This is a genomic window from Rudaea sp. (genome assembly GCF_036560865.1).
Lineage (GTDB): Bacteria > Pseudomonadota > Gammaproteobacteria > Xanthomonadales > Rhodanobacteraceae > Rudaea.
Map to the genome: position 1 here is coordinate 1 of NZ_DATBQK010000148.1, position 22,720 is coordinate 22,720.

Genomic DNA, 22,720 nt, shown 5'->3' on the forward strand with positions numbered 1-22,720 from the left:
CGCCGGCCGTTGTCGCGCAAACCGATACCGGGATCGTCGAGATTCGCGCGCGGCGTTGGCACTGTCATATCGACCGTGGGGCCGGTTTGCAGCGGCGCGGCGTGCGCCGAAGCGGGCATCGCCATATCCATCGTGCTGTGATCCATACCCGCCATCGCGCCATGATCCATGCCGGGCATCGCGCCATGATCCATGCTCATCTCGCCCATCATGTCGCGCATGCTCAGCATCGGGCGTGGATCGAGCGCCGGCACATCGGCTTGCATGCCCGCGCGCGGTGCAAGCGTGCCGCGTGCGTAGCCCGAGCGATCCATCGACTGCGCAAAGATCGTGTAGGCGCGATCATCGTTTGGCTGCACGATGACGTCATAGGTCTCGGCGGTGCCGATGCGGAATTCGTCGACCGTGACCGGCTCGATGGCCTGCCCGTCCGCCGCGACCACGCGCATCTGCAGACCCGGAATGCGCACATCGAAAAAGCTCATCGACGAGCCATTGATAAAGCGCAGGCGCACCTTTTCGCCGCGCGCGAACAATGCAGTCCAGTTCGCCGCGGGCGTCGCGCCGTTCATCAGATAGGTGTAGGCATAGCCGGAAACGTCAGCAAGGTCAGATGGATCCATGCGCATCTGGTTCCACATATCGCGTTCACGCAACGCCGCCTCGACGCCTTGCGACTGCGCATCGCGCAGGAAGTCGCCGAGTGTACTTTTACCAAAATTATAGTAGTCGCTCTGTTTCTTCAGCGTCGCGTACAGACGCTCGGGATCGCTGTCGCTCCAGTCCGACAGCAATACAACATGATCGCGCTCGGTTCGATGGCGCTCGCCGCCACGCGGCTCGATCACGATCGCGCCATATAAGCCGGTTTGTTCCTGGAAACGCGAATGGCTGTGATACCAATAGGTGCCAGACTGGTTCACCGCGAAGCGATAGGTGTAGCTCGCGCCCGGCGCGATGCCCATGAAGCTCAGGCCCGGTACTCCGTCCATATCCGCCGGCAGGATCATGCCGTGCCAATGGATCGAACTCGTCGTCGGCAAGGTGTTGCGCACGCGCAGGGTCACCGTGTCGCCCTCGCGCCAGCGCAGAATCGGCGCGGGCAGACTGCCGTTGACGACCGTCGCCGTACGCGGCGCGCCGGTGAAGTTGACCGCTGCGGTGCCGATGCTGAGATCGAACTCGCTGCCGGACAACACCGGCGCCGTGCCGGCCGCTAGTGCATGAGTCGAATCACGCCACAGGCCGAGTCCGGCCAGTGCAATGCCTTGCACAAAACGACGGCGCGAAAAGAAGCTTGGCGGGATTTCGGGGAAATTCATCGAATGCAAGACCGGTCTGGACGGCGTCACATTGCTACACTGGACGGCCTTGCACAACCCGCTGTGACATTCCGCCTCCAAGATGAACTATCGCCACGCCTTCCATGCCGGCAATTTCGCCGACGTCTTCAAGCACGCCATCCTCGTCGGCCTGATCGACGCGTTGAAAGCGAAACCGGCGCCGTTCTGCTACATCGACACGCACGCAGGCGCGGGCAAATACGATTTCCGCGACGAGGAAGCGCGCAAGACCGGCGAACACGTCGACGGCGTGCAGCGCCTGCTGATCGCCCCATCGCTGCCCGACGCCCTGCGCCCGTATTTCGATTTGCTGCGCGCTGCCAATTCCGCCGACGCGAACGGCCATCTGAATATCTATCCCGGCTCGCCGCTGATCGCGAGTCTGCTGATGCGCCCGACCGATCGCGCCGCACTCTGCGAATTGCAGCCCGACGAAGCCGCGAAACTCAAGGCGCTGTTCGCGCACGACGCGCGCATCGGAGTGCATCAGCGCGACGGTTATGTCGCGCTCGAAGGACTGGTGCCGCCGAAGGAACGCCGCGGCCTCGTGCTGATCGATCCGCCGTTCGAGGCGCAGCATGCGGAATTTGGCCTGATCCGCAACGCATTGGAATCGGCGTACGCGCGCTGGCCCACCGGCATGTATGCGGTCTGGTATCCGATCAAGCTGCGCCGCGCCGTGCTGCCGTTCTATCGCCGGTTCGCGAGCAAGGGCATCAAGAAAACGCTGATGGTCGAGCTGATGCTGCATCCCGACGACTCGCCACTGCGCCTCAACGGCTGCGGCATGGTCATCGTCAATCCGCCCTGGCAATTCGATCGCTGGCTCAAGGAATTGCTGCCCGAGCTGGCGCACCTGCTCGCGCGCGATGCGCACGCGTCGCAGCGCGTGGAGTGGCTGACGGGCGAATGACGCCAAGCAGGAACGCTCAACTATTCGAAATCGCCGTGGACGGCGACAGACTCTTGCTCGTCCGCAGCACACCGATGTAATAGAAAATGTAGTAGCCGATCACGACGCCGAAAATCGCCAACGTGAGCGGACTCTTCTGATACGCCGCGAATGGATTCTGGTCCGCCTGCGCTGCCGCGTGCATGGACGGATAGACGGCCAGAAACCGGTAGGCGATGCGCGCCAGCAGCAGCACCGATACGAAGATGCCAATGTACGTGTGCGGTGTATAGAAATTCCCCTGCGCCGTCGCCTCGAATTTCGTGTGCTGCAACCCGAGCCAGCCGAGCGCCGCTCCAGCCGCCACGCCCGCAAGCAGGGCGCCAAACAGACTCATGTCGCGCGTCGCACCGAACGCAAACAACGCGCCGATCACGCACAAGATGCCAACGCGGAACTGCATGCGCTTCACGCTCACCGGTTGCCGCCCGATATTACGGCGCACGCGACGGTAGATGGCGAACAGCACGAGTGCGCCCATCAGGATGGGGAAGATCAGTTTTTGGTCCATGTATTTATTCCTGAAGTGGCGAGTCCGTTATCACCGAATGGCAGCTTTTTCTTTGGCCTCGGCCATGAACTTATGGAACTCGGCAACGTCTTCTTGGTAGGACTCCTCATCTGACCTTTCGGCGCATCCGGGTTTGTCGCTCGGCATCCTGCTAAGCGCGTTTCCGGCTTCCCAAAGACTCCAGCTGGGCGATCCTCCAACCGTGTGGTCAAGCCGCCCCTGTAGTTGCCGGAGTCGTGTTTGAAAATCGCTTACGAAATATGCTGTGTCTTTATCACAATTTGATTGCAACCGATGAAATAGACCATCTATCCCCTGCGCAACATCATTGACCAACGAAGCGTCTTGTTCGAACTCTTTCTGTTGCAGTTCGTTCCCCACTTCGCCTCCGATAGTGAACGAAAATTCGGTATAAAGAGTGCCACCGTCGCTCTCAATCAGCGGTCCGCGAAGGTTCTCTCCGTTTTTTCCTATGACCGCACGCACATTAGGAGGCTGCATTTGCGCTACGACTGAACCCACCCGGAGAGTGTATGTGCCTGGGGGAATTCCCTCAGCGGGACCAAGGGGCCCAATTCTGAAGTACCCACCCTGGCCGACAACAAAATACGTTCCATTTTTCTGTGCAGCAACGCCGCGCGGATCTACTACTAGAAACCATAATTTGGAATCAAACGGAAGGTTTGTCCATCCTTGTATTGCGGATTCGTTCTGTTCACTAACGCGTTTAGCTTCAAAGATAACGTCCACACGATTTTCAATGGGAGGGAGCTGCTGCGGCGGCGGCGGATAAGAAGGATCAGGCGGAGACGGCTGACTGCGTTGAAGTATCTTTGTTGGATTCTGTTTCGTCGGCTGTGCAGGTGCAGGCTGGTGATCCGACGAAGAGCAACCGTTTGTCGCCAACGCAACAACTGTGACGAGCAGTAGCTTGATCAGGTCAAAAGCCATTCCGAGTCTCCCTTACAGCTGCGCAAATACGAATGGGACGGTGGAAATTTTCTTGCGGCTTGTTTCTAACATAGCTTCAGCCTAGATGTTTTCTAAACAAACCCCACCGCCTGACGATCAATCGACCTCTGCAGCCAATTATCCGCCGGATACGCACACGCGCCATCGACCGCATGCAAGGTATACGCATGTCGCGCCTGCGCTGAGCGATTCGCTTTGGACAGATGCGGGAAGCAGCCGTTGAACACGATCAGTGTGCCAGCTGGCACTTCCAGCCATTCGAGCTGCTGCATATCCCAGTCGATGGCATCGTTGACCGTTTCGGTATCGAGCTGACCGTCGGCTTGGCGGCGAAACAGGTTCTTCATGCCCTTGCGATGTTCGCCGGGCAGGCCGCCGAGACAGCCGTTGCCGGTGTGCGCGTCGTCGATCGCGAACCAGTAGCCGATCACCGACATCGGCTCGGTGTAGAGGTAGGTCGAATCCTGGTGGCAGACTACTTCGCCGCCGATGCCCGGCTGCTTGAAGATGTACATCGACTGCATCACGCGCGGATCGGCGACACCAAGACTTTCGCTGACCGCCTGCAGCGCGAGGCCCTTGGAAAATTCCGAGAACACCGGATCGAGGTCGTGCATGGCGTGGCCAAGCTTGTTCGCCGCGAGCGGCAGCGGATACGCGAGCTTGCCCTGCGCATCGAACGCCTCTTCCTCGAAGAACACGCCGATGCCGCAGGCCGAGTCGAGAAAGTATTGGCTGTCCTGATGCTGCGGCCGCTTGGTCGAGAAGATCGTGCCCGCCGCCTTCGGTCCGTGTTCGAGCACGAGTTCGTTCGCGCGCGTGCGCAAGGCCTCGCATTCGTCCTTGCGCTTGAAGCCTTCGATGACGAGCACCCCGTCGCGATGGAAGGCTGCGACCGCATCGCCAGGGAGGTGGCCGGATGGAAGCGTGGAGCAACGGGTGACGGGCACAAGCAATCTCCGAGATTCCGTATAGATTCTCATCCTCGGCTTACCCGGTAAACTCCGCCGAGCCGAGGAGACTGCCATGTCGATGTCCAGAACCTCACTAGTGCTTGTGTTGTTCCTTCTATGCACTTCCTGTGCGCAGGTCATTTATCAAAAAACAGGCCATGGCGAATTCAAGGGGGACCTGGATGTTCGCTGGATCGAGCCCAACCAGTTCATCTACATGCCAAGCGAAGAAAATCCGCTTCGATTTACCACGTCCGATCAAAGAGTCATTCAACCCCAGAAAATGTACACGGACGGAGGCTCAATTCCGCAGTTGTTTTGGGGGGTTCCTGGCCTGTCACCCTGGGGTTATGCGCCAGCATACATAATCCACGATTGGCTTTTCGAGGCCCATCATTGCGATATACCAGCCTACCGCGACATCACATTTGAGAGATCCGCAAGCATTCTTGCAGAAGGCATCAAGACGATGATGGTGGCGAATCCGGAAATAGAGAGCGCCAATGCGCTTTGGGCGATATACGAAGCTGTGAACTCGCCCATCGCAAAGTCGTTGTGGGACAAAGCGCAGTCCTGCAATCCGCCGGTAGAACTCTTCGAGAAGGGCAAACTCCCGGGAGTGCTTTTGTTCAAGATTCGCGTCAGCACTCCTCCTGCGAGATGAGCTCCCGCGAAACAAGGAGCAGCCGATCCCATCCCGTCAAAACAGCGCGGCCGACACGCCGTAAAGCAGCACGCATTTGAGCTGTGAGCGGACGGCGGAGGTCTGAGCCTTCGCTCAGTCCTTCACATCCGGCTCGAAAAAGCTCCAGCGGATTTCCGGGAACTGTGCCTTCATCGCGGCTTCGACGGCGTTGATCGAGTCGACCACGTTGATCGTCGACGGATCGCCGGCCATCTCGGCCTTGATCGCGACCATCACTTCGTTGCCGAGCTGCAGCGTGATCACCTTGAACACGTGCTCGACCTCGGCGCGGCCATTGAGAAAATCGAGGATCGCCACCCGTGTCGCCGGATCGGCGCTCTGGCCGATCAGCAGCGCCTTCACTTCGATCGCAACGAACACAGCGACCACGACCAGCAGCGCACCGATGGCGAGCGTTCCGATCGCATCGTAGATCGGGTCGCCGGTGGCATACGTCGCCAGCACGGCGGCGAGCGCGAAAGTGAGACCTAACAGCGCGGCGAGATCCTCGCCGAAAATCACGATCAGTTCGCTCTGCCGGCTTTGGTGGAACCAGCGCCACAGCGAAAGGTTGCCGCGCGCCTTGTTCACTTCGGTGAGGCAGCCCCACATCGAGAAACTCTCGGCAACGATGCCGAACGCGAGTACGCCGATCGCGACCCAGGGCCAGCGCAGCGGCTCTGGCGCACCCAGTTTGTGCAGGCCTTCGTAGAGCGAGAACGCGCCGCCGACACTGAACAGCAGCAGCGCGACAAGAAATGACCAAAAGTATATTTCCTTGCCGCGGCCGAGCGGGTGTTCGTCCGTCGCCGGCGCGCGCGCGCCGCGCATGCCGAACAGCAGCAGCAACTGGTTGCCACAATCGGCGAGCGAGTGCACGGCTTCGGCGGTCATCGCGCCCGAGCCAGTGAGAAAGGCCGCGACCGCCTTGGAAACGAAGATCGCGAAGTTCGCGCCGAGCGCAAGAAAAATAGTTTTGAGCGAATCAGCCTTGCCGGACATTCGGGCCCCGATCTGCTGCCACCATGCTGTCAGTGGCCAAGTTTATCATCGGCACATAGGCATGCCGTATGTGCCACAAGTCCATCGCCGTCAGGCTTTGCCTGACTTGGCTTTTGCGGATTTTGTCGGCGCGCCGACACTTTCCATCTCCGCCAGCACGGCCTGCTGCTTCTTGCTCAGGCGCGCGCGCACGAGATCGTAGGCGCGACGGATGAACTGCGCGAGCTTCGGGCGCGCGAAGCGGTCGGGTTCGGCGATCGTGATCCAGAACGCACGCGCCATATACGCTGCCGGCGTGATGCCAGGCTGATCGGTCAGTTCGAGAAAACGTTCCGGATCCACCTTGAACGAAATGCGTTCGCGATGCGGCCCGCGCAGGCAGAACACCGCGAACATCTTGCCGGATACGCTGAGCACCAGATCGTCTTCCCACTTCACGCTGCTGGTCACACCCGGCCAGTCGACACACAATTTTTCCAGTTCCGTCGCGTTCATTGCCATCCCCGTTGAACCATCTGTTATTTTCACCGCAGTCATCTTGCTGAACCGGGACCACCAGGATTAGGTAGTCTGCTCCAGAGCGCGACCGCATGCTCAAACGCATGAACAATGTAACAAATCCCGCCAGACACGCCGAGCGCCGGGTCAAGCCGCTTTTCGGCATGCGCCCGCCGCCGCGGCGCAGTTACTTCGTGCGTGCCCTGCGCCGCGTAGACGACGTTGTCGAGACGCTGACCGCGCGCGACGGGACCGCACTGGTCCTGCGCCCGATCCGCGTCGACGATGTCGAGGCGCTGCAGCGCTTCTTCAGCCGACTCACGCCCGAAGAAGTGCGCATGCGCTTCCTGCATCCGCTCAACGAATTGCCCGAACCCTTCGCGCGCGAGTTGTGCGAGCTCGATCCTGCGCTCGCCTTCGCATGGGTGCTCGCCGCGCCGGACGATGCGGGCACGCCGGAAATCTACGCTGTCGCGCGCGCTCACGTCGACGCGGTGCTCGACCATGCGGAATTCGCGATCGTGCTGGAAGGCCGTTTCAATCGCCAGGGCTTCGGTACGCTGCTGATGCGGCGCGTCATCGATTCCGCGCGCAAGCTCGGCGTGATCGAACTGTGGGGCGACGTGCTGATGGAAAACGGGGCAATGCTCGCCCTGTGCGATGCGCTGGGCTTCCAGCGCAGCATGACGGCGCACAATCCGGGCGTGTTGCGCGTGCAACTGGCACTGTAAGCGCAAGCGACGACGAGCGATTCCGCTCGGGAATCCCCGGCACCGCGATTGGGTGTAATCTCCTGTGACTGTTCCGGAAGCAAGTAACTAACAGCTCTCCGTTTCTACTCGCCCTCGTCTCCCCTGCCCGGCGCCGCCGCGGCAGACGTGTTTCGTTTCCTCGGGTAGGAGAACAGTCATGAATATCGATGCAGACAAGCTCAATGCATTTCTCGGCAAGGCGGTCGGCGATCTGGGCGCCGCAATCAGTTCGACCCTGATGATCGTCGGCGACCGTCTCGGTTTCTACAAGGCGCTCGCCAAGGAGGCGGCGACCTCCGCCGAACTCGCGCAGCGCACCGGCACGCACGAGCGCTACGTGCGCGAATGGCTGAACAATCAGGCGGCCGGCGGCTACGTGCAGTACGACAAGGGTAGCGGCAAATATTCGCTGAGCGCGGAGCAGGCGCTGTGTCTGGCCGATCCGAATGGCCCGGTCGATCTGGCCGGCGCGCAATTCATCGTCGAAGCGGTGTTCCACGCGCTCGATCGCACGACGGAAAATTATAAAAGTGGAAAAGGCATGGAATGGGGCGAACATCATCCCTGCCTGTTCCACGGCACCGAGCGCTTTTTCCGCGCCGGCTACAACGCCAACCTGCTCGGCTCGTGGCTGCCCGCGCTCGACGGCGTGGTCGACAAGTTGAAACGCGGTGGCAAGGCCGCCGACATCGGTTGCGGCCATGGTGCGAGCACAGTGCTCATGGCGCAGGCGTTCCCGCAATCCGAATTCGTCGGTTACGACTATCACGGCCCCTCGATCGACGTGGCGCGCGAGCGCGCCGCCAAGGCCGGCGTCAACAACGCGCGCTTCGAGACCGCCGACGCGGTCAGCTATCCCGGCCGCGATTTCGATCTGATCGCGTTCTTCGATTGCCTGCACGACATGGGCGATCCTGGCGGTGCGGCGAAACATGCGCGCACGGCGCTGAAAAGCGACGGCACGGTGATGCTGGTCGAACCGTTCGCCTGCGACAAGACCGAAGACAATCACAATCCGGTCGGGCGCGTCATGTTCGGCGCCTCGGCGCAGATCTGCGTGCCGGTCTCGCTCGCGCGCAACGGTCCTGCGCTCGGCGCACAAGCCGGTGAAGCGCGCTTGCGTAAAGTGGTCGTCGATCAGGGCGGCTTCAAGAGCTTCCGCCGCGCGACCGAAACGCCGTTCAATCTGGTGCTTGAAGCACGGCTGTGAACTGGTGTGCCGTTCCGTAAATAACTTTACATACGACGCTTTCATTCCCTTCTCCCGCTGGCGGCGACCAGAGGGAGTGCACAGCTGAGAAGGTGCCGACTGCGAAGGCAGGATGCCGAAGCGAACGGCGCAGCCGGCCCGAAGGGCACGCCGCAGGAGCGGCGTGTAACGCGAATGAGGCTGGCGCAGGTGAAGCGCACACCGCTCCATGTTGCGCCACCCTCACCCGGCGCGCTATGCGCGCCGACCTCTCCGCTGTGCACTCCCTATGGTCGCCGCTAGCGTGAGAGGTGACAATGGGATTCCCCCAGCCGACGAACTCGCTAAACAGTCTCTGGCAGCCTGCACAGACCAAGCCGGGGCGATCTCGTCAGTTCGTGCCGGCCGCCGTCGGCGCACCATTCGCGCGGTAGACAACGCCGCCTTTCATGACGAACTGCACGTGCTGCAACTGCGCAGGATCTTTTAGCGGATCGCCGGCAACCGCAACGAGATCGGCAAAGCGCCCGGCCTGCACCGAGCCGATGCGATTGGATGCGCCGATCAGGTCGGCGGCATTGCGCGTCGCGGCGAAAATCGCCTGCAGCGCACTCATGCCATTGGCAACCAACAGATCGAACTCCATCGCGTGATTGCCTTCGCCGATATCCGTGCCGTAGGCGATCTTCACGTCCGACTTGATCGCGAGCGGCAGATTTTTTTTCGGCAGCAGATCGTTGGCCAATTCCTTCGGCGCGGTGCCAGGCGTCAGCAATTCGGGATGATCGCGCGCGGCCGCATAAAACACGTCATACACGGTCAAGGTCGGCACGAGATACGTACCATGCTCTTTCATCAGGGCGAACGTCTGTGCCGTCGCGAACGAGCCATGCTCGACCGAATCGACGCCCGCACGCACCGCGTTCTCGATCGCGCCGGCCGGATAGATATGCGCGGCGACCTTCATGCCCAGCGCATGCGCGGTGTCGACGACGATGCGCATTTCCTCATTGGTCATCAACTGCTGGCGCGGATCGTCGCCGGTCGAGGCGATGCCGCCCGACGGCATGATCTTGATCAGATCCGCGCCGCGGCGTTTGTGTTCGCGCACGCGGATACGCGCCTCGTCGGGCGTATCGACGATGCCGTTCTGCCAACCGGCGTGCGTGAGTTTGGGATCGAGCCCGTTCTTCGGATCGCCGTGTCCCGCGGTCGGCCCGAGCGGTTCGAGCGAGACCCACAGGCGTGGCCCGGCAATCCGGCCCGACGCGATCGCATTGCGCACCGCGACGGTTTCATCGCCACCGCCGACATCGCGCGCGCTGGTGAAGCCCTGCTGCAGCATCTGCCGGGTATACAAAGCCGCATCGAACGCGCGGTCGATATCCGAATGGGTAAGCCAGTCCTCAGTCGCGTTGGTGCGACTGGGCAACTTCGCGGATATGTGCACATGGCAGTCGATGAACCCCGGCAGGACGGTCGCGTTCGACAGATCGATCACCGTCGCGTCGGCGGGCGTCTTGAACCCGGCCTCGACCGCAACGATCTCGTCGTTGCGTATCGTTATCGACACCTCGTGCCGGGGCGTTTGCGCGATGCCGTCAATCAGGGTGCCCGCATGAATCACGACGTCTTTCGCATCGGCGTTTGCCGTACAGGCTGCGGCAAGCAGCAGCGCGAAGCCCAATCGTTGTGCTCGAACCACGGAATTTCCCGACAAAGACAGCCCGACAGCGGGCGGTCGAGTCTACACCAGCATGCGCTCGTCCCCGAAGCGACACGGCCGCTCGCGCATCGCCGCCATGTCGCGTTTTTCGATCCAGCAGCGATAGGTTACGCTGGCGTCCTTACCGGCAAAGCGCGAAGCGATGGCGAAGGGAACGGCAATGAAAAATCATGCGGTGGGCTCTTTCGATGTTCAACTGCAGGCGCTCGATGTCTACAACAAGGATGTGGGTGCCAGTCTGGCCCGCATGTCGATCGACAAGCAATTCCACGGCGACCTCGATGCGCTGAGCAAGGGCGAAATGCTCAGCGCGATGGGCAGCGTCAAAGGCTCGGCCGGCTATGTCGCGATCGAGCGCGTGACCGGCACGCTGCACGGGCGCAGCGGCAGCTTCGTCCTGCAACACAACGCGACGATGACGCGCGGAGAACCCTATCTCAACATCGTCGTCGTGCCGGATTCAGGCAGCGGCGAACTCGCCGGGCTGAGCGGCACGATGAACATCATTATCGCCGACGGCAAGCACTCCTACGAATTCGACTACGCGCTGGGCGACGCCTGATCGATCTTCAGGCGCCCTGCGTGTCGGCGCCCGGCCCGTCGAGCGCGCCGTGTTCGATATGGCTGTGCGTGCGCCTGCGACGCCGCCGCAGCCACTTCTGGAAGTGATCGAAATAAACATAGATCACCGGTGTCAGGTACAGCGTCAACACCTGCGAAGTGAGCAAGCCGCCGACCACGGCCACGCCGAGCGGCCGCCGCGACTCGGCGCCGGCGCCGAGGCCCAAGGCGATCGGCAAGGTGCCGAACAAAGCCGCGAAGCTGGTCATCATGATCGGCCGGAAACGCACGAGGCAGGCATCGAAGATGGCCGCTTCCGCCGTCTTGCCGCCGCGTTCTGCCTCGACCGCGAAGTCGATCATCATGATCGCGTTTTTCTTGACGATGCCGATCAGCATGATCAAGCCGACCGCCGAATACAGATTCAGATCGATGTGAAAAATCAGCAGGGTGAGCAAAGCGCCGAAGGCTGCGGTCGGTAGTCCGGACAGTATCGTCAACGGATGGATGAAACTCTCGTAGAGGATGCCGAGCACGAGGTAGATGACGAAGATCGCCAGCACCAGCAACATGCCCATGCCGGCGATCGACGACTGAAACGCCTGCGCCGTGCCCTGGAACGAGCCGGTGATCGTCTCCGGCACCTTCAGCCTGGCGACGGCGGCGTCGATGCGCTGGACCGCCTGAGATAGCGATACGCCCGGCGCCAGATTGAACGAGATCGTCACGGCCGGCACCTGTCCGAGATGGCTGATCGAGGCTGGTCCCACGGTCTTGTCGAAATGGGCCAATGCCGACAGCGGCACGAGCTGTCCGCTGTCCGCATGCACGTAGATCTGGCCGAGTACGTCGGGATCGTTCTGGCGCCGCGGATCGACTTGCATCTCGACCCAGTATTGGTCGATCGAGGTGTAGATGGTCGACACCTGCTGCGGACCGAATGCGGTATACAAAGCGCTTTCGATCTGCGCTGCGCTGACACCGACGGCAGCGGCGGCGTCGCGGTCGATCTTCACATTCACCTGCGGCGTGGCAATCTGCAGGTCGCTGGTCACATCCTGGAATCCCGGCAGCGCGGCGATTGCCGCAACCGCCTTGGGCACGAAGCCGAACAGTTCGTGCGTATCGATGTCCTGCAAGGTGTACTGAAACTCGGTCTTGGTCAGATGCGCGCCGATGCGGATGATCGGGATGTTCTGCAGGTAGACCTTGAAACCCGGTATGCCAGTGAGCTTGGGCCGCAGTTCCTGGATCACCTGTTCTGGCGAGCCGCGCTCGCTGCGCGGCTTGAGCGTGACGATCATGCGGCCAAGGTTCAGCGTGGCGCTACTGCCGGAAACGCCGATGAACGACATCACGCCGGAGACGGCCGGATCCTGCAGGATGATCTTCGCCGCCGCGTTGTGCTTTTGCGCCATCTCGTCGAAACCGACGTCTTCGTCGGCCTCGGTGAACACGAACAGCTGGCCGGTGTCGTCGCTGGGCAGGAAGCCCTTGGGCACGCGCACGAACAGCACCACGGTGGCGACCAGGATCGCCGCGAACGCGAGCAGCACCCAGCGCCGGTGATCCAGACACAGGCGCAGCGTGCGCCGGTAAAAGCCCTGCATGCCGTCGAACGCGCGCTCGAAGAACGCGTACATGCGACCATGGCGCTCGCCCTGATGCGAGGCGAGCATGCGGCTGCACAGCATCGGCGTCAGACTCAGCGACACAAACCCCGACACCAGCACCGCGGCGACGATGACCACCGCGAATTCGTGCAGCAGGCGTCCGATGATGCCGCCCATGAACATCACCGGTATGAACACGGCCGCCAGCGACAGCGTCATCGACACGATGGTGAAGCCGATCTCGCGCGCGCCATCGAGCGTCGCGACAAGCCGGGTCTTGCCCATCTCCATGTGGCGCGAGATGTTCTCAAGCATGACGATGGCATCGTCGACGACGAAGCCCACGCACAGCGTCAACGCCATCAGCGACAGGTTGTCCAGGCTGTAGCCGAACGGATACATGACCGCAAACGTGCCGACGATCGACATCGGCAGCGCCAGCGAAGGAATCACCGTCGCCGACAGGTTGCGCAGGAACACGAAGATCACCAGGACCACGAGGATCAGCGCAAGCACGAGGCTGAACTGCACTTCGTCGACCGCGGCGCGGATGCTCTGGGTGCGGTCGTAGAACACCTTGAGATCGGCGCCGCCGGGCAGCTGCTTCTCGAATCCCGGCAGCACGTCGCGAATGCGCTTGACCACCGCGATCGTGTTCACGCCCGGCTGCTTCTGGATCGCCAGCAGCACGCTGCGCTCGCCGTCGAACCAGGCGATGTGCTTGTCGTTCTGCACGCCGTCGTAGACGTGCGCGACATCGTCCAGGCGTACCGGCGCACCGTTGCGATAGGCGACGATCAGCCTGCCGAACGGCTTGGCGGCGTCGAACTGGCCGTTGACGTTTATCGTATACGTGCGGTTGCTGCCGTACAGCGTGCCGGTCGGCAGATTGACGTTGCCGCTGGCCACCGCGCTCTGCACCTGGTCGATGCCGAGGCCGCGACTGGCGAGCGCCGCCGGATCGACGTCGATGCGCACGGCATACTTGGTCGAGCCGTACACGTTGACCAAGGCGACGCCTTCGACCATCGACAGGCGCTGGGCGAGCAGCGACTCGGCGTACTCGTCCACTTTCCACAGCGGCAGCGTCTTCGACGACATGCCGACGTAGAAGATCGGCGAGTCGGCCGGGTTGACCTTGTGGAAAGTCGGCGGAACGGTCATCGTCGGCGGCAATTGGCCGAGCGTCGCCGAAATCGCCGACTGCACGTCGAGCGCGGCGGCGTCGATGTCGCGGTCGAGCGTGAACTGCAACGTGATCAGGGTCTGGCCGATGCCGCTGAGCGAGGTCATCGAGTCGAGCGACGGAATACTCGAGAACTGCTTCTCCAGCGGCGTGGCGACCGCCGAAGCCATCGTCTCGGGCGACGCACCGGGCAAGTTCGCCTGCACCTGGATTGTCGGGAAATCCACGTTGGGCAGATCCGACACCGGCAGCAGTCGATACGCGGCGATGCCGAACACGAGAATGCCGATCATGACCAGCGTGGTCATCACCGGACGGCGGACGAAAATCTCCGAAACGCTCATGCGCTCGCGCTCACTTGCGGGTCGCCGCGTCAGCGTCCGCGCCGGTAGCGCCGTCTGCGGCAGGTTTGGCGTCGGCGATCCTTACCGCCGTACCGTCGGCCAGACGCGACTGGCCGTTGATGACCACGGTCTCGCCGGCGCTCAGTCCCTTTTCGATCACCGTTTCACCGCCGACGCTGCGCGCAGCGATGACGCTGCGCTGTTCGGCGCGATGATCGGGCTTGACCACGAATACGTAGCTGCCATTCGGTCCGGCCTTGACCGCCGCATCCGGCACGACGATCGCATCGGCATCGGTGCTGAGCGTGAGCGAGATGTTGACGAACTGGCCGGGCCAAAGGGTTTCGCCCGCGTTGGCGAAATTCGCGCGCAGCTTCACCGTATTGGTGGCCGGATCGACCGCATTGTCGACAAAAGCCACAACTCCGCTTTGCGGCGTTTGCGTGCCCGCACCCGCCCCTTGATCAAAGCGCGCCTGCACGCCGAGCGCGCCTTTCGCCTGTGCCGCGCGCACGCGTTCGACGTAGGCGCCGGGCACGGCGAAGTTGACGAAGATCGGCGCGATCTGGTTGATCACGAGCAAGGCGTTGGTGTCGTTCGCCTTCACCAGATTGCCCGGCTGCACCAGGATGCGGCCGGCGCGCCCGGCGAACGGCGCGTAGATATCGGTGTAGCCCAGGGTCAGCTTCGCCGCCGCGACATTGGCCTGATCGACCTTCACGCTCGCGGCCGCGGCTTCAAACGCGGTCACGTACTGCTGCATCTGGTCGGCCGAAATAAAGCCTTTCGTCGCCACCGGCCGATAACGATCGACCTGCGCCTTGGCCAGCTCGCGCGCGGCGACATCCTTGGCCAAGGCGGCATCCGTCTGGGCGAGCGCTGCCTGCGCGGGCCGCGGATCGATCTTGAACAGCAGTTGCCCGGCCTTGACCTCGTCGCCGTCCTTCACCTCGCTTTCCAGCAGCTGGCCGTCGACCAGCGATTTCACCGCCACGCTGTTGATCGCTTCGACCGTACCGACGGCAGTGACCAGATCGGGCATGCTCTTGCGCTGCACGCTGACTACGCTGACCGGCGCGGCCGGTGCGGCAGCGGGCGGCGGCGGCGCGGAACAGCCGAACAGGAAGCAGGTGATGATCGCTGCGCTCGCGACGCGTGCGCGTGGAAGGTTTGCCGGTCTGCACATGCCGGTCGCATTCGAATTGTTTGATGTCATTGCGTAATTATCGCTGATGGCGCCGCAATCACGGACACCGGGCGGGTAAATAAATGTGAAGAATCCACAGCAAGCGTACAGCGCGCAAGCATCGTCGCGGAGTACAATCCGCACCCCTTCGCGCTGGCCGCTCTGCGTTCCGGCGCTGTTGTTGTTTTGCAAACCATGACTGAATCACCTCTACTCAATCCGCCGCTGCCGCACGATATCAAGCAGCGCCGTTACTGGAATGCGCCGCACGGCAGCGCGCTCGCGCTGGCGATTGCCGCGGCCGCGCGCGCGCATACCGGGCTTATTGTGGCGGTCACGCGCGACACGCACGCGGCGCACACGCTGGAAACAGACCTGCGCGCATTCACCGCGCGACACGCTGCGGCGAGCGCTATCGATGTGCTGCATTTCCCCGATTGGGAAACCCTGCCCTACGACCTGTTTCCTCCGCACCCGGAAATCGTCTCGCAACGCATCGCCACTCTGTATCGACTGCCGACGACGCGTCGCGGCGTGCTCGTGGTGCCCGCATCGACCTTGATGCAGCGCCTCGCACCGCGCAGTTTCATCGGCGGATCGAGCCTGGTGCTCGCGCTCAAGCAGACGCTCGATCTGGGCACCGAACAGCGCCGCCTCGAAGCTGCCGGCTACCGTAACGTGCCGCAAGTACTCGAACCGGGCGACTTCGCCGTGCGCGGCGCGCTGCTCGACATTTTTCCGATGGGCAGCGCCGAGCCTTATCGCATCGAACTGTTCGACCGCGAGATCGACTCGATCCGCACCTTCGATCCGGAAACGCAGCGCTCCGCGCACAAAGTGGAAAAAGTGAATTTGTTGCCCGCGCGCGAATTTCCGCTGACCGAGGAATCGGTGAAGGCGTTCCGCAACACCTTGCGCGAACGTTTCCCGATCGACCCGCGCCGTTGCCCGATCTATCAGGACATCAAGGAAGGCACCACGCCCGCCGGCATCGAGTATTACCTACCGCTGTTCTTCGAGCGCACGGAAACGCTGTTCGATTATCTGAGCACCGAATCGGTGTTCGTGCTCGCCGAAAATGCGCTCGACTCGGCCGAAGGTTTCTGGCAACAAGCGCAAACGCGCTACGAAAGCCGCGCGCACGATATCGAGCGGCCGATCCTGCCGGTGACCGAACTCTATCTGTCGCCGCAGGAATTGCGCGAGCGCCTGAACCGCACACTGCGCGTGGAAATCGTCGCGCGCGATGGGAACAACGCGCCGGGCAGGAGCCCAAGTGCTGCGCAGACCATGGATGGTCGGAAGCAGCCGCATGCCGTCGATCTCGGCACGCAACCCGCGCCGAATGTGCCGCTCAATCAGCGCGGCGAAGAGCCGGCGCAGGAACTGAAACGCTTTCTCGATGCGTATCCGGGTCGTGTGCTGATTGCGGCCGATTCGGCCGGACGACGTGAGGCGTTGGTCGAGCAGCTTGGCGCGGCGAGTCTGTATCCGCAGGTTATCGCTTCGTGGCCGGAATTTCTGAACGCCCTCCCCCTCTCCCCAACCCCTCTCCCGCGAGGGGAGAGGGGCTTGAGCAAATCGCCAACGCCGACAACCGTGACCCAAGACGAGGTCACCTCTCTCCCGACCGTAACGAAGGATGAGGTCACCTCTCCCCCGGCCGTGACGAAGGATGAGTTCACCTCTCCCCTTGCGGGAGAGGTCGGCGCGCGCAGCGCGACGGGAGAGGGGGATCGGCGTTTTTGCATCACCGTCGCCTCGCTCGACGACGGCTTTGCCCTCACCGAACCCGCGCTCACCGTCCTCACCGACCGCCAGCTTTACGGCGAGCGCGCTCGGCAGACGCGGCGGCGCAAGCATGCGATCCGCGAGCCCGAGGCGATCCTGCGCGACCTGTCCGAACTCACGATCGGTGCGCCGATCGTGCACGCGGATCACGGTGTCGGCCGCTATCAGGGGCTGCTCAAGCTCGATGTCGGCCGCAGGCTGCAAGATGATGAGGCCCGCGGCGAGTTTCTTTGTATCGAATACGCAAAAGGCGACAAACTATACGTACCCGTCGCGCAGCTGCATCTGGTCTCGCGCTATGCCGGTGCGGCGCCGGAACTGGCGCCGCTGCACGCCCTCGGTGGCGATGCCTGGGAGCGCGCCAAACGCAAGGCCGCGCAGAAGGTGCGCGACGTCGCCGCCGAACTGCTCGGGTTGTACGCGCAGCGCGAAGCGCGCCAAGGCCACGCATTCACTTACGATCGCACGCTGTACGAGCAATTCGCCGCGTCGTTCCCGTTCGAGGAAACGCCGGATCAATTGCAGGCGATCGAGACGGTGATCGCCGATCTGGCGTCGGGCAAGGCAATGGATCGCGTGGTCTGCGGCGACGTCGGTTTCGGCAAGACCGAGGTCGCCCTGCGCGCCGTGTTCGTCGCCGCGATCGCCGGCAAGCAGGTCGCCCTGCTCGTGCCGACCACTCTGCTCGCGCAGCAGCACTACCAGAATTTCCGCGACCGTTTCGCCGACTGGCCGGTGCGCGTCGAAGTCATTTCGCGCTTCAAGTCGAAGAAGGAAATCGACGCGGCCTTGGTGCAGCTGCGTGAAGGCCGCATCGACGTGATGATCGGCACGCATCGCCTGCTGCAACCCGATATCAAGTTCAAGAATCTCGGTCTCGTCATTATCGACGAGGAACAGCGTTTCGGCGTGCGCCAGAAGGAGGCGCTGAAGAAACTACGCGCCGAAGTCGACCTGCTCACCCTGACCGCGACGCCGATTCCGCGCACCTTGAACATGGCGATGTCCGGCCTGCGCGATCTGTCGATCATCGCCACGCCGCCGTCGCATCGCCTCGCGGTAAAAACCTTCGTCGCGCCTTACGACGCGGCACTCGTGCGCGAGGCATTTCAGCGCGAACTCGCGCGCGGTGGCCAAGTATACTTCCTGCACAACGAAGTCGAGACGATCGAGAAAACCGCACGCGAACTTGGCGAACTGATTCCCGAGGCGCGCCTGCGCATCGCCCACGGCCAGATGCCGGAGCGCGAACTCGAACAGGTGATGCTGGATTTCTACCGCCAGCGCTTCAATGTGCTGGTGTGCACGACGATCATCGAATCGGGCATCGACGTGCCAAGCGCGAACACCATCGTGATCAACCGTGCCGACCGCTTCGGTCTGGCTCAGCTGCACCAGCTGCGCGGCCGCGTCGGGCGCTCGCACCATCGCGCTTATGCGTATCTGATCGTGCCCGACCGACGCTCGATTTCCGCCGATGCGGAAAAACGCCTCGACGCCATCGCCGCGCTCGAAGAACTCGGCGCAGGCTTCACCCTGGCCACCCACGATCTGGAAATCCGCGGCGCCGGCGAACTGCTCGGCGAGGGACAGAGCGGCCAGATCGAAGCAGTCGGCTTCTCGCTGTACAACGAGCTGCTCGAACGCGCCGTGCGCGCGCTGAAGAGCGGCAAGGTGCCCGATTTCGATCTGGTCAACGAGCACGACGCCGAGGTCGAACTGCATATTCCCGCGTTGATCCCCGACGATTATCTGCCCGACGTGCACGCGCGCCTGACCCTGTACAAACGCATCGCCAGCGCGCGCGACGCGCACGCGCTGCGCGAGCTGCAGGTCGAGATGATCGACCGTTTCGGATTGCTGCCGATTCCGATCAAGCACCTGTTCGTCGTCGCGGCGCTCAAGCTCGCCGCCACCGCGATGGGCATCCGCAAACTCGAACTCGGCGAGAAAGGCGGCCGCGTGCTGTTCAAGCCGCAGCCGAACATCGACTCGCTGCGCGTGATCAAGCTGATCCAGACCCAGCCAAAAGTATACTCACTCGACGGTCAGGACAAACTCAAGGTACGCCTCGAACTGCCCGGCGCCGCCGAACGCATCGGCGCGGCGCAGACGTTGCTCGTTGCGCTCGGCGGGCGCGTTGCCGAATAGACAGCGCAGACGGTTCGCAACCTAATGCGGCCAGCTGAAGTTTGAAATGCCCCAACTAACACCAGTGCGGAGATCGCTTTTCCTTCCCCTGCGCAGCGAGGGAAGGTGCCGAAGGCGGAAGGGGGTGCTCTTGCGCTTGTTCGGACATGGCAAAAGCGCCCCCATCCCCCAAGGGGACTTCCTTTTGGGGCGTCAGCCCTGCGGACAGCTTCCCCCGCTACGCAAGGGAAGCGACTACATGGGTTCTGCGCTCTGAATTGTTCAACGATACGCGGTGGGTTTGAGTTCAAGCATCACCGGGCCGTATCAAATCAAGACCAATCCAGCGGGCTCATCACGCCGCGGCCGCCACGATTGAGTACGTGCGTATAAATCATCGTGGTGCTCAAATCCGCATGCCCCAACAGTTCCTGGATCGTGCGAATGTCCTGCCCCGCTTCGAGCAGATGCGTTGCGAACGAGTGGCGCAGCGTATGGCAGGTTGCCGGCTTGGTTATTTCCGCACGCACACGTGCCTGCTTGATCGCACGCTGGATCGTTGATTCGTCAATGTGCTGCCGACGCACCGTGCCGTCGCGCGGATCGCGCGAACGCTGCGCCGCCGGGAACACATATTGCCAACCCCACTCGCGTGCTGCCCGTGGATACTTGCGCGCCAACGCATCGGGCAACCACACCGCGCCGAATCCGGCGTTGAGATCGGCGCGATGAATGCGTCCGGCCTCGTCGATCTGCGCCAGCAGCGGTGCGATCAGGGTCGCGGGCAACATCGTGCGCCGGTCCTTGCCGCCCTTGCCATCGCGAACGGTCACCTCACGCCGCGCGAAGTCCGCATCCTTTACGCGCAGACGCAAGCCTTCGAGAAGACGCAGGCCGCTGCCGTACAACAGGCTCGCCACAAGCCACAGCGTACCGTTCATCTGCTCGAGCAACCCGGCGACCTCATCGCGAGTCAGTACCGTGGGCAACCGTTGCGGCCTCTTCGCGCGACGGATGTCGTCCATCCACGGCAGCGCGACTCCGAGCACTTCGCGATACAGAAACAACAGCGCTGCCAACGCCTGATTCTGTGTCGATGCGGAAACGCGATCCTTCACCGCCAGCGCAGTGAGAAACGCCTCCACCTCGCGCGCGCCCATCGTCACCGGATGGCGCTTGCCGTGGAAAAGAACGAAGCGCCGAATCCAGCCCAGGTACGCCTCCTCAGTCCGCAACGCCAAGCCTAATCGACGCGCGCGTGCGTGCACCTCGTCAAGCAGGCGCCGCGGCCGGCCGTTTGCCGCCAGACTCGCCCCGGTACTTGCCACTCCACCAGCCTCGTGGGATGCTTTCATCGACACTCCCGCCCGGAAAGAAACACCGCAAGATTAGGCCGAAGGATTAGGCTGCGTAATGGCGGAATACGGATGATTTTTGTAGGAATTTGTCGCTATCGAAAAGCCTCCGGCCCGATCTAGGCTGCGGAACTAGACGGCGTTCTTCAACCCAATAGTAGTTATGTGGCAACAGGGGAGTCAGTCGCATGTCGTGGGTTCTTATTCTGGTTATTGTCGTTGTCGTGGCTGCGGCGTTCCTTGCGGTCGCAGGTAAGAAATCTGGCACCGGTTCCAAGGTTGGCTTTCCGTACGTTCCCGCAAAAGCCTTGTTCTCGTCCGCTGAGCGTTCGTTCCTCGGTGTGCTCGATCAAGCCGTAGGTTCAGAGCATCGCGTTTTTGGCAAGGTTCGCGTTGCCGATCTCGCAACGGTCAAGCCTGGTTTGGGTACAGCCGCGCGGCAAGGCGCACTCAATCGTGTTGCCGCAAAGCACTTCGACTTCGTGGTATGCCGCGCTTCCGATCTTTCAGTCGTTTGCGCCGTGGAGCTCAACGACGGCTCGCATTCCACGAAGCGCGTGCAAGTACGAGACGAGTTGCTCACCAACGTCTGCGCAGCAATTGGTCTGCCGCTTTTTCAAGTCCCTGCAAAGCGCGCATATTCCGTGCAAGAGCTGCAAGCGCAGTTTGCTTCGGTCATCAGCGTGGTACCGGTTGCCGCGGCGGTTGCCACATAACTATTCGCTCAAGCGGACTGCCGATGTCGGTCTGCGCTAAGATCGCAACGTTCGCGGCGGCAGCCGCTTAGCTCAAGCGTTAGGTGTCCGATGCAAGATGACTATGGTCTTGAGAGTTGGCTCGTTGAAATTGGCGGCGACATCATCGAAAGAAAGTCATCTCAAGGCATTGAGAGCCTTGCACCAATTCAGTTAGCCATCTACAACTTGTGGCTCATAGACTACGCCGTGCGAAATTCGGGCAGTTTCGGCCCGCTTGAGGACATGGAGTCCAATGCAATAACAGCTCTACATGCCTTCAGCTCAGCTAACAATATGCCTGCTCTGTCCTCTTGGCTTTCACAAGCCAACGATGAGGAGACTTTTTGCAAAAACTACTACCACCACTTTCCGGGTGCGTGCCTCGAGCTCAAGCTGCGCAGCGCGGTCACCTAACATCTCGTTCAAGGCGGACGGCTACGCCGCCGCTTAACTCTAGCGTTAGCTTCTATGAATGATCTATGGGGACCAATTCAAGCAAGCGACTGGCGCAGCGCGCCATCCGTTGCTGGTCGGCCTGCCACCGAGGCCGATGTTCTTGCCGGTGCTGCCGTGTTCTATGTCGAAGGCGATACCGCTGCAGTTCAAATGCAGTTGCCTTGCTGCGCTATCCACACTCTTGGGGACGGCTCCGAAGAATCGGTCGTTGTCATTCAAGCAGAGCTCGGGCCGCAAGGCACAATCCTGGGTGTTCGCCCGCTTGCTGGCGGCAATGGCGTTTGCCTCGCCACCGAGGTTCGCCTACTGCCCAACGGCTTTGGTTCGTAGATCGCAGCTAACCATGCGCTCAAGCGGACCCGCTGCGGAGAGGTTGCGCTAACATGCTGTGCACTGCGGCAGCGGCCGCTTAGCTCAAGCGTTAGGTTCGCAAATGCTCAGTTCGCAACTGGCGGCTTGGCTAGCCGAAGTCCTCACAAGTGTGCCGCCCGATCACAGCATCGTGGCATTCAACATTGGGCTGTTCCAAGCAGAGAGCGGCTACTGCGCCTATCTGTCTGGAGCAAGTGAATTCGACGCGAATTCGAACGAGTGGGCAGTCAGTCCACCGTACTTTCCACGTGCGCACTATTTCTCGCTCCCGTTCGGTCAATCCGAGGACTGGCAGGCGGTTCTAGCTCAAATTCAAAACGCGCTAGTTATTTCGCTGGCAACCCCCCAACTCGCCGGTTCCGCAATAGCGCGCGCTCATGCCGTTACGACCGGCTTCGACGATGGC

The 22,720-nt window shown here is 62.0% G+C and carries 20 protein-coding genes; 10 read left to right on the top strand and 10 right to left on the bottom strand.

Annotation, left to right across the window (positions count from 1 at the left end):
• Nucleotides 1-1,322: copper resistance system multicopper oxidase (locus VIE67_RS14210; RefSeq protein WP_332027106.1), on the bottom strand; the 1,322-nt coding region annotated here is incomplete at its 3' end.
• Between the two features lie 82 nt (nt 1,323-1,404).
• Here VIE67_RS14210 and VIE67_RS14215 point away from each other — a divergent pair.
• Nucleotides 1,405-2,256: a 23S rRNA (adenine(2030)-N(6))-methyltransferase RlmJ gene (locus VIE67_RS14215; RefSeq protein ID WP_332027107.1), complete on the top strand. Its 852-nt coding sequence runs from the start codon at nt 1,405-1,407 to the stop codon at nt 2,254-2,256.
• A 16-nt stretch (nt 2,257-2,272) separates the two neighbouring features.
• Here VIE67_RS14215 and VIE67_RS14220 read toward each other — a convergent pair whose 3' ends face one another.
• From VIE67_RS14220 to VIE67_RS14230, 3 genes are all read right to left on the bottom strand, one after another.
• A complete protein-coding gene (locus VIE67_RS14220; protein WP_332027108.1) occupies nt 2,273-2,806 on the bottom strand; it encodes a CcdC protein domain-containing protein in 534 nt (177 codons plus the stop codon).
• 30 nt (nt 2,807-2,836) lie between these two features.
• The gene (locus VIE67_RS14225) at nt 2,837-3,757 is read right to left on the bottom strand and encodes a hypothetical protein (RefSeq protein ID WP_332027109.1); all 921 of its coding nucleotides are present in this window, start codon (nt 3,755-3,757) and stop codon (nt 2,837-2,839) included.
• 92 nt (nt 3,758-3,849) lie between these two features.
• Nucleotides 3,850-4,728 carry a phytanoyl-CoA dioxygenase family protein gene (locus VIE67_RS14230; RefSeq protein WP_332027110.1) on the bottom strand — a complete coding sequence of 293 codons (879 nt, stop codon included), beginning with the start codon at nt 4,726-4,728 and terminating at the stop codon, nt 3,850-3,852.
• Between the two features lie 76 nt (nt 4,729-4,804).
• On the opposite strand from VIE67_RS14230, the gene VIE67_RS14235 reads away from it, so the two are divergent.
• The gene (locus VIE67_RS14235) at nt 4,805-5,395 is read left to right on the top strand and encodes a DUF1353 domain-containing protein (RefSeq protein ID WP_332027111.1); all 591 of its coding nucleotides are present in this window, start codon (nt 4,805-4,807) and stop codon (nt 5,393-5,395) included.
• 114 nt (nt 5,396-5,509) lie between these two features.
• On the opposite strand, the gene VIE67_RS14240 is transcribed toward VIE67_RS14235, so the two are convergent.
• Both VIE67_RS14240 and VIE67_RS14245 read right to left on the bottom strand, forming a co-directional pair.
• The gene (locus VIE67_RS14240) at nt 5,510-6,418 is read right to left on the bottom strand and encodes a cation diffusion facilitator family transporter (RefSeq protein ID WP_332027112.1); all 909 of its coding nucleotides are present in this window, start codon (nt 6,416-6,418) and stop codon (nt 5,510-5,512) included.
• Between the two features lie 90 nt (nt 6,419-6,508).
• On the bottom strand, nt 6,509-6,913 hold the full coding sequence (locus VIE67_RS14245) for an MmcQ/YjbR family DNA-binding protein (RefSeq protein WP_332027113.1): 405 nt from the start codon (nt 6,911-6,913) through the stop codon (nt 6,509-6,511).
• A 107-nt stretch (nt 6,914-7,020) separates the two neighbouring features.
• Between VIE67_RS14245 and VIE67_RS14250 the strand changes: the two genes are divergently transcribed.
• Together VIE67_RS14250 and VIE67_RS14255 are read left to right on the top strand one after the other, a co-directional pair.
• Nucleotides 7,021-7,647 (top strand): GNAT family N-acetyltransferase, encoded by a 627-nt coding sequence (locus VIE67_RS14250; protein ID WP_332027114.1) that lies wholly within the window; start codon nt 7,021-7,023, stop codon nt 7,645-7,647.
• A 178-nt stretch (nt 7,648-7,825) separates the two neighbouring features.
• Nucleotides 7,826-8,878, top strand: coding sequence for a class I SAM-dependent methyltransferase (locus VIE67_RS14255; RefSeq protein ID WP_332027115.1), 1,053 nt, complete (start codon nt 7,826-7,828; stop codon nt 8,876-8,878).
• A gap of 370 nt (nt 8,879-9,248) precedes the next feature.
• Here the strand turns inward: VIE67_RS14255 and VIE67_RS14260 are convergent, their stop codons facing one another.
• Nucleotides 9,249-10,562, bottom strand: a complete 1,314-nt coding sequence (locus tag VIE67_RS14260; RefSeq protein ID WP_332027116.1) for a metal-dependent hydrolase family protein — start codon at nt 10,560-10,562, stop codon at nt 9,249-9,251.
• A 181-nt stretch (nt 10,563-10,743) separates the two neighbouring features.
• On the opposite strand from VIE67_RS14260, the gene VIE67_RS14265 reads away from it, so the two are divergent.
• Nucleotides 10,744-11,145 carry a DUF3224 domain-containing protein gene (locus VIE67_RS14265; RefSeq protein ID WP_332027117.1) on the top strand — a complete coding sequence of 134 codons (402 nt, stop codon included), beginning with the start codon at nt 10,744-10,746 and terminating at the stop codon, nt 11,143-11,145.
• A 7-nt stretch (nt 11,146-11,152) separates the two neighbouring features.
• Here the strand turns inward: VIE67_RS14265 and VIE67_RS14270 are convergent, their stop codons facing one another.
• On the bottom strand, nt 11,153-14,287 hold the full coding sequence (locus tag VIE67_RS14270; RefSeq protein ID WP_332027118.1) for an efflux RND transporter permease subunit: 3,135 nt from the start codon (nt 14,285-14,287) through the stop codon (nt 11,153-11,155).
• Nucleotides 14,288-14,297: 10 nt separating this feature from the next.
• Nucleotides 14,298-15,503, bottom strand: a complete 1,206-nt coding sequence (locus VIE67_RS14275; protein WP_332027119.1) for an efflux RND transporter periplasmic adaptor subunit — start codon at nt 15,501-15,503, stop codon at nt 14,298-14,300.
• Between the two features lie 165 nt (nt 15,504-15,668).
• Here VIE67_RS14275 and mfd point away from each other — a divergent pair, with 165 nt between their 5' ends.
• Nucleotides 15,669-19,415 carry a transcription-repair coupling factor gene (gene mfd, locus VIE67_RS14280; protein ID WP_332027120.1) on the top strand — a complete coding sequence of 1,249 codons (3,747 nt, stop codon included), beginning with the start codon at nt 15,669-15,671 and terminating at the stop codon, nt 19,413-19,415.
• Nucleotides 19,416-19,726: 311 nt separating this feature from the next.
• Here mfd and VIE67_RS14285 read toward each other — a convergent pair whose 3' ends face one another.
• Complete coding sequence (locus tag VIE67_RS14285) at nt 19,727-20,749, bottom strand: integron integrase (RefSeq protein ID WP_332027121.1); 1,023 nt, start codon at nt 20,747-20,749, stop codon at nt 19,727-19,729.
• Between the two features lie 188 nt (nt 20,750-20,937).
• Between VIE67_RS14285 and VIE67_RS14290 the strand changes: the two genes are divergently transcribed.
• The 4 genes from VIE67_RS14290 to VIE67_RS14305 all read left to right on the top strand — a co-directional run.
• Entirely contained in the window at nt 20,938-21,465 is a 528-nt protein-coding gene (locus tag VIE67_RS14290; RefSeq protein WP_332027122.1) for a DUF2726 domain-containing protein, read from the top strand.
• 90 nt (nt 21,466-21,555) lie between these two features.
• Entirely contained in the window at nt 21,556-21,900 is a 345-nt protein-coding gene (locus VIE67_RS14295) for a hypothetical protein (RefSeq protein ID WP_332027123.1), read from the top strand.
• Between the two features lie 54 nt (nt 21,901-21,954).
• Nucleotides 21,955-22,272 (top strand): hypothetical protein, encoded by a 318-nt coding sequence (locus tag VIE67_RS14300; protein WP_332027124.1) that lies wholly within the window; start codon nt 21,955-21,957, stop codon nt 22,270-22,272.
• A gap of 103 nt (nt 22,273-22,375) precedes the next feature.
• Nucleotides 22,376-22,720 (top strand): hypothetical protein (locus VIE67_RS14305; protein WP_332027125.1); only part of this gene is annotated, 345 nt, incomplete at its 3' end.

Bases quoted from the DNA above. Each gene is read 5' to 3' on its own strand.
- VIE67_RS14255 (WP_332027115.1), top strand. From the start codon at position 7,826: ATGAATATCGATGCAGACAAGCTCAATGCATTTCTCGGCAAGGCGGTC.
- VIE67_RS14225 (WP_332027109.1), bottom strand. From the start codon at position 3,757: ATGGCTTTTGACCTGATCAAGCTACTGCTCGTCACAGTTGTTGCGTTG.
- VIE67_RS14220 (WP_332027108.1), bottom strand. From the start codon at position 2,806: ATGGACCAAAAACTGATCTTCCCCATCCTGATGGGCGCACTCGTGCTG.
- VIE67_RS14270 (WP_332027118.1), bottom strand. From the start codon at position 14,287: ATGAGCGTTTCGGAGATTTTCGTCCGCCGTCCGGTGATGACCACGCTG.
- VIE67_RS14235 (WP_332027111.1), top strand. From the start codon at position 4,805: ATGTCGATGTCCAGAACCTCACTAGTGCTTGTGTTGTTCCTTCTATGC.
- VIE67_RS14275 (WP_332027119.1), bottom strand. From the start codon at position 15,503: ATGACATCAAACAATTCGAATGCGACCGGCATGTGCAGACCGGCAAAC.
- VIE67_RS14215 (WP_332027107.1), top strand. From the start codon at position 1,405: ATGAACTATCGCCACGCCTTCCATGCCGGCAATTTCGCCGACGTCTTC.
- VIE67_RS14245 (WP_332027113.1), bottom strand. From the start codon at position 6,913: ATGAACGCGACGGAACTGGAAAAATTGTGTGTCGACTGGCCGGGTGTG.
- VIE67_RS14300 (WP_332027124.1), top strand. From the start codon at position 21,955: ATGAATGATCTATGGGGACCAATTCAAGCAAGCGACTGGCGCAGCGCG.
- VIE67_RS14290 (WP_332027122.1), top strand. From the start codon at position 20,938: ATGTCGTGGGTTCTTATTCTGGTTATTGTCGTTGTCGTGGCTGCGGCG.
- VIE67_RS14250 (WP_332027114.1), top strand. From the start codon at position 7,021: ATGAACAATGTAACAAATCCCGCCAGACACGCCGAGCGCCGGGTCAAG.
- mfd (WP_332027120.1), top strand. From the start codon at position 15,669: ATGACTGAATCACCTCTACTCAATCCGCCGCTGCCGCACGATATCAAG.
- VIE67_RS14265 (WP_332027117.1), top strand. From the start codon at position 10,744: ATGAAAAATCATGCGGTGGGCTCTTTCGATGTTCAACTGCAGGCGCTC.
- VIE67_RS14285 (WP_332027121.1), bottom strand. From the start codon at position 20,749: ATGAAAGCATCCCACGAGGCTGGTGGAGTGGCAAGTACCGGGGCGAGT.
- VIE67_RS14240 (WP_332027112.1), bottom strand. From the start codon at position 6,418: ATGTCCGGCAAGGCTGATTCGCTCAAAACTATTTTTCTTGCGCTCGGC.
- VIE67_RS14295 (WP_332027123.1), top strand. From the start codon at position 21,556: ATGCAAGATGACTATGGTCTTGAGAGTTGGCTCGTTGAAATTGGCGGC.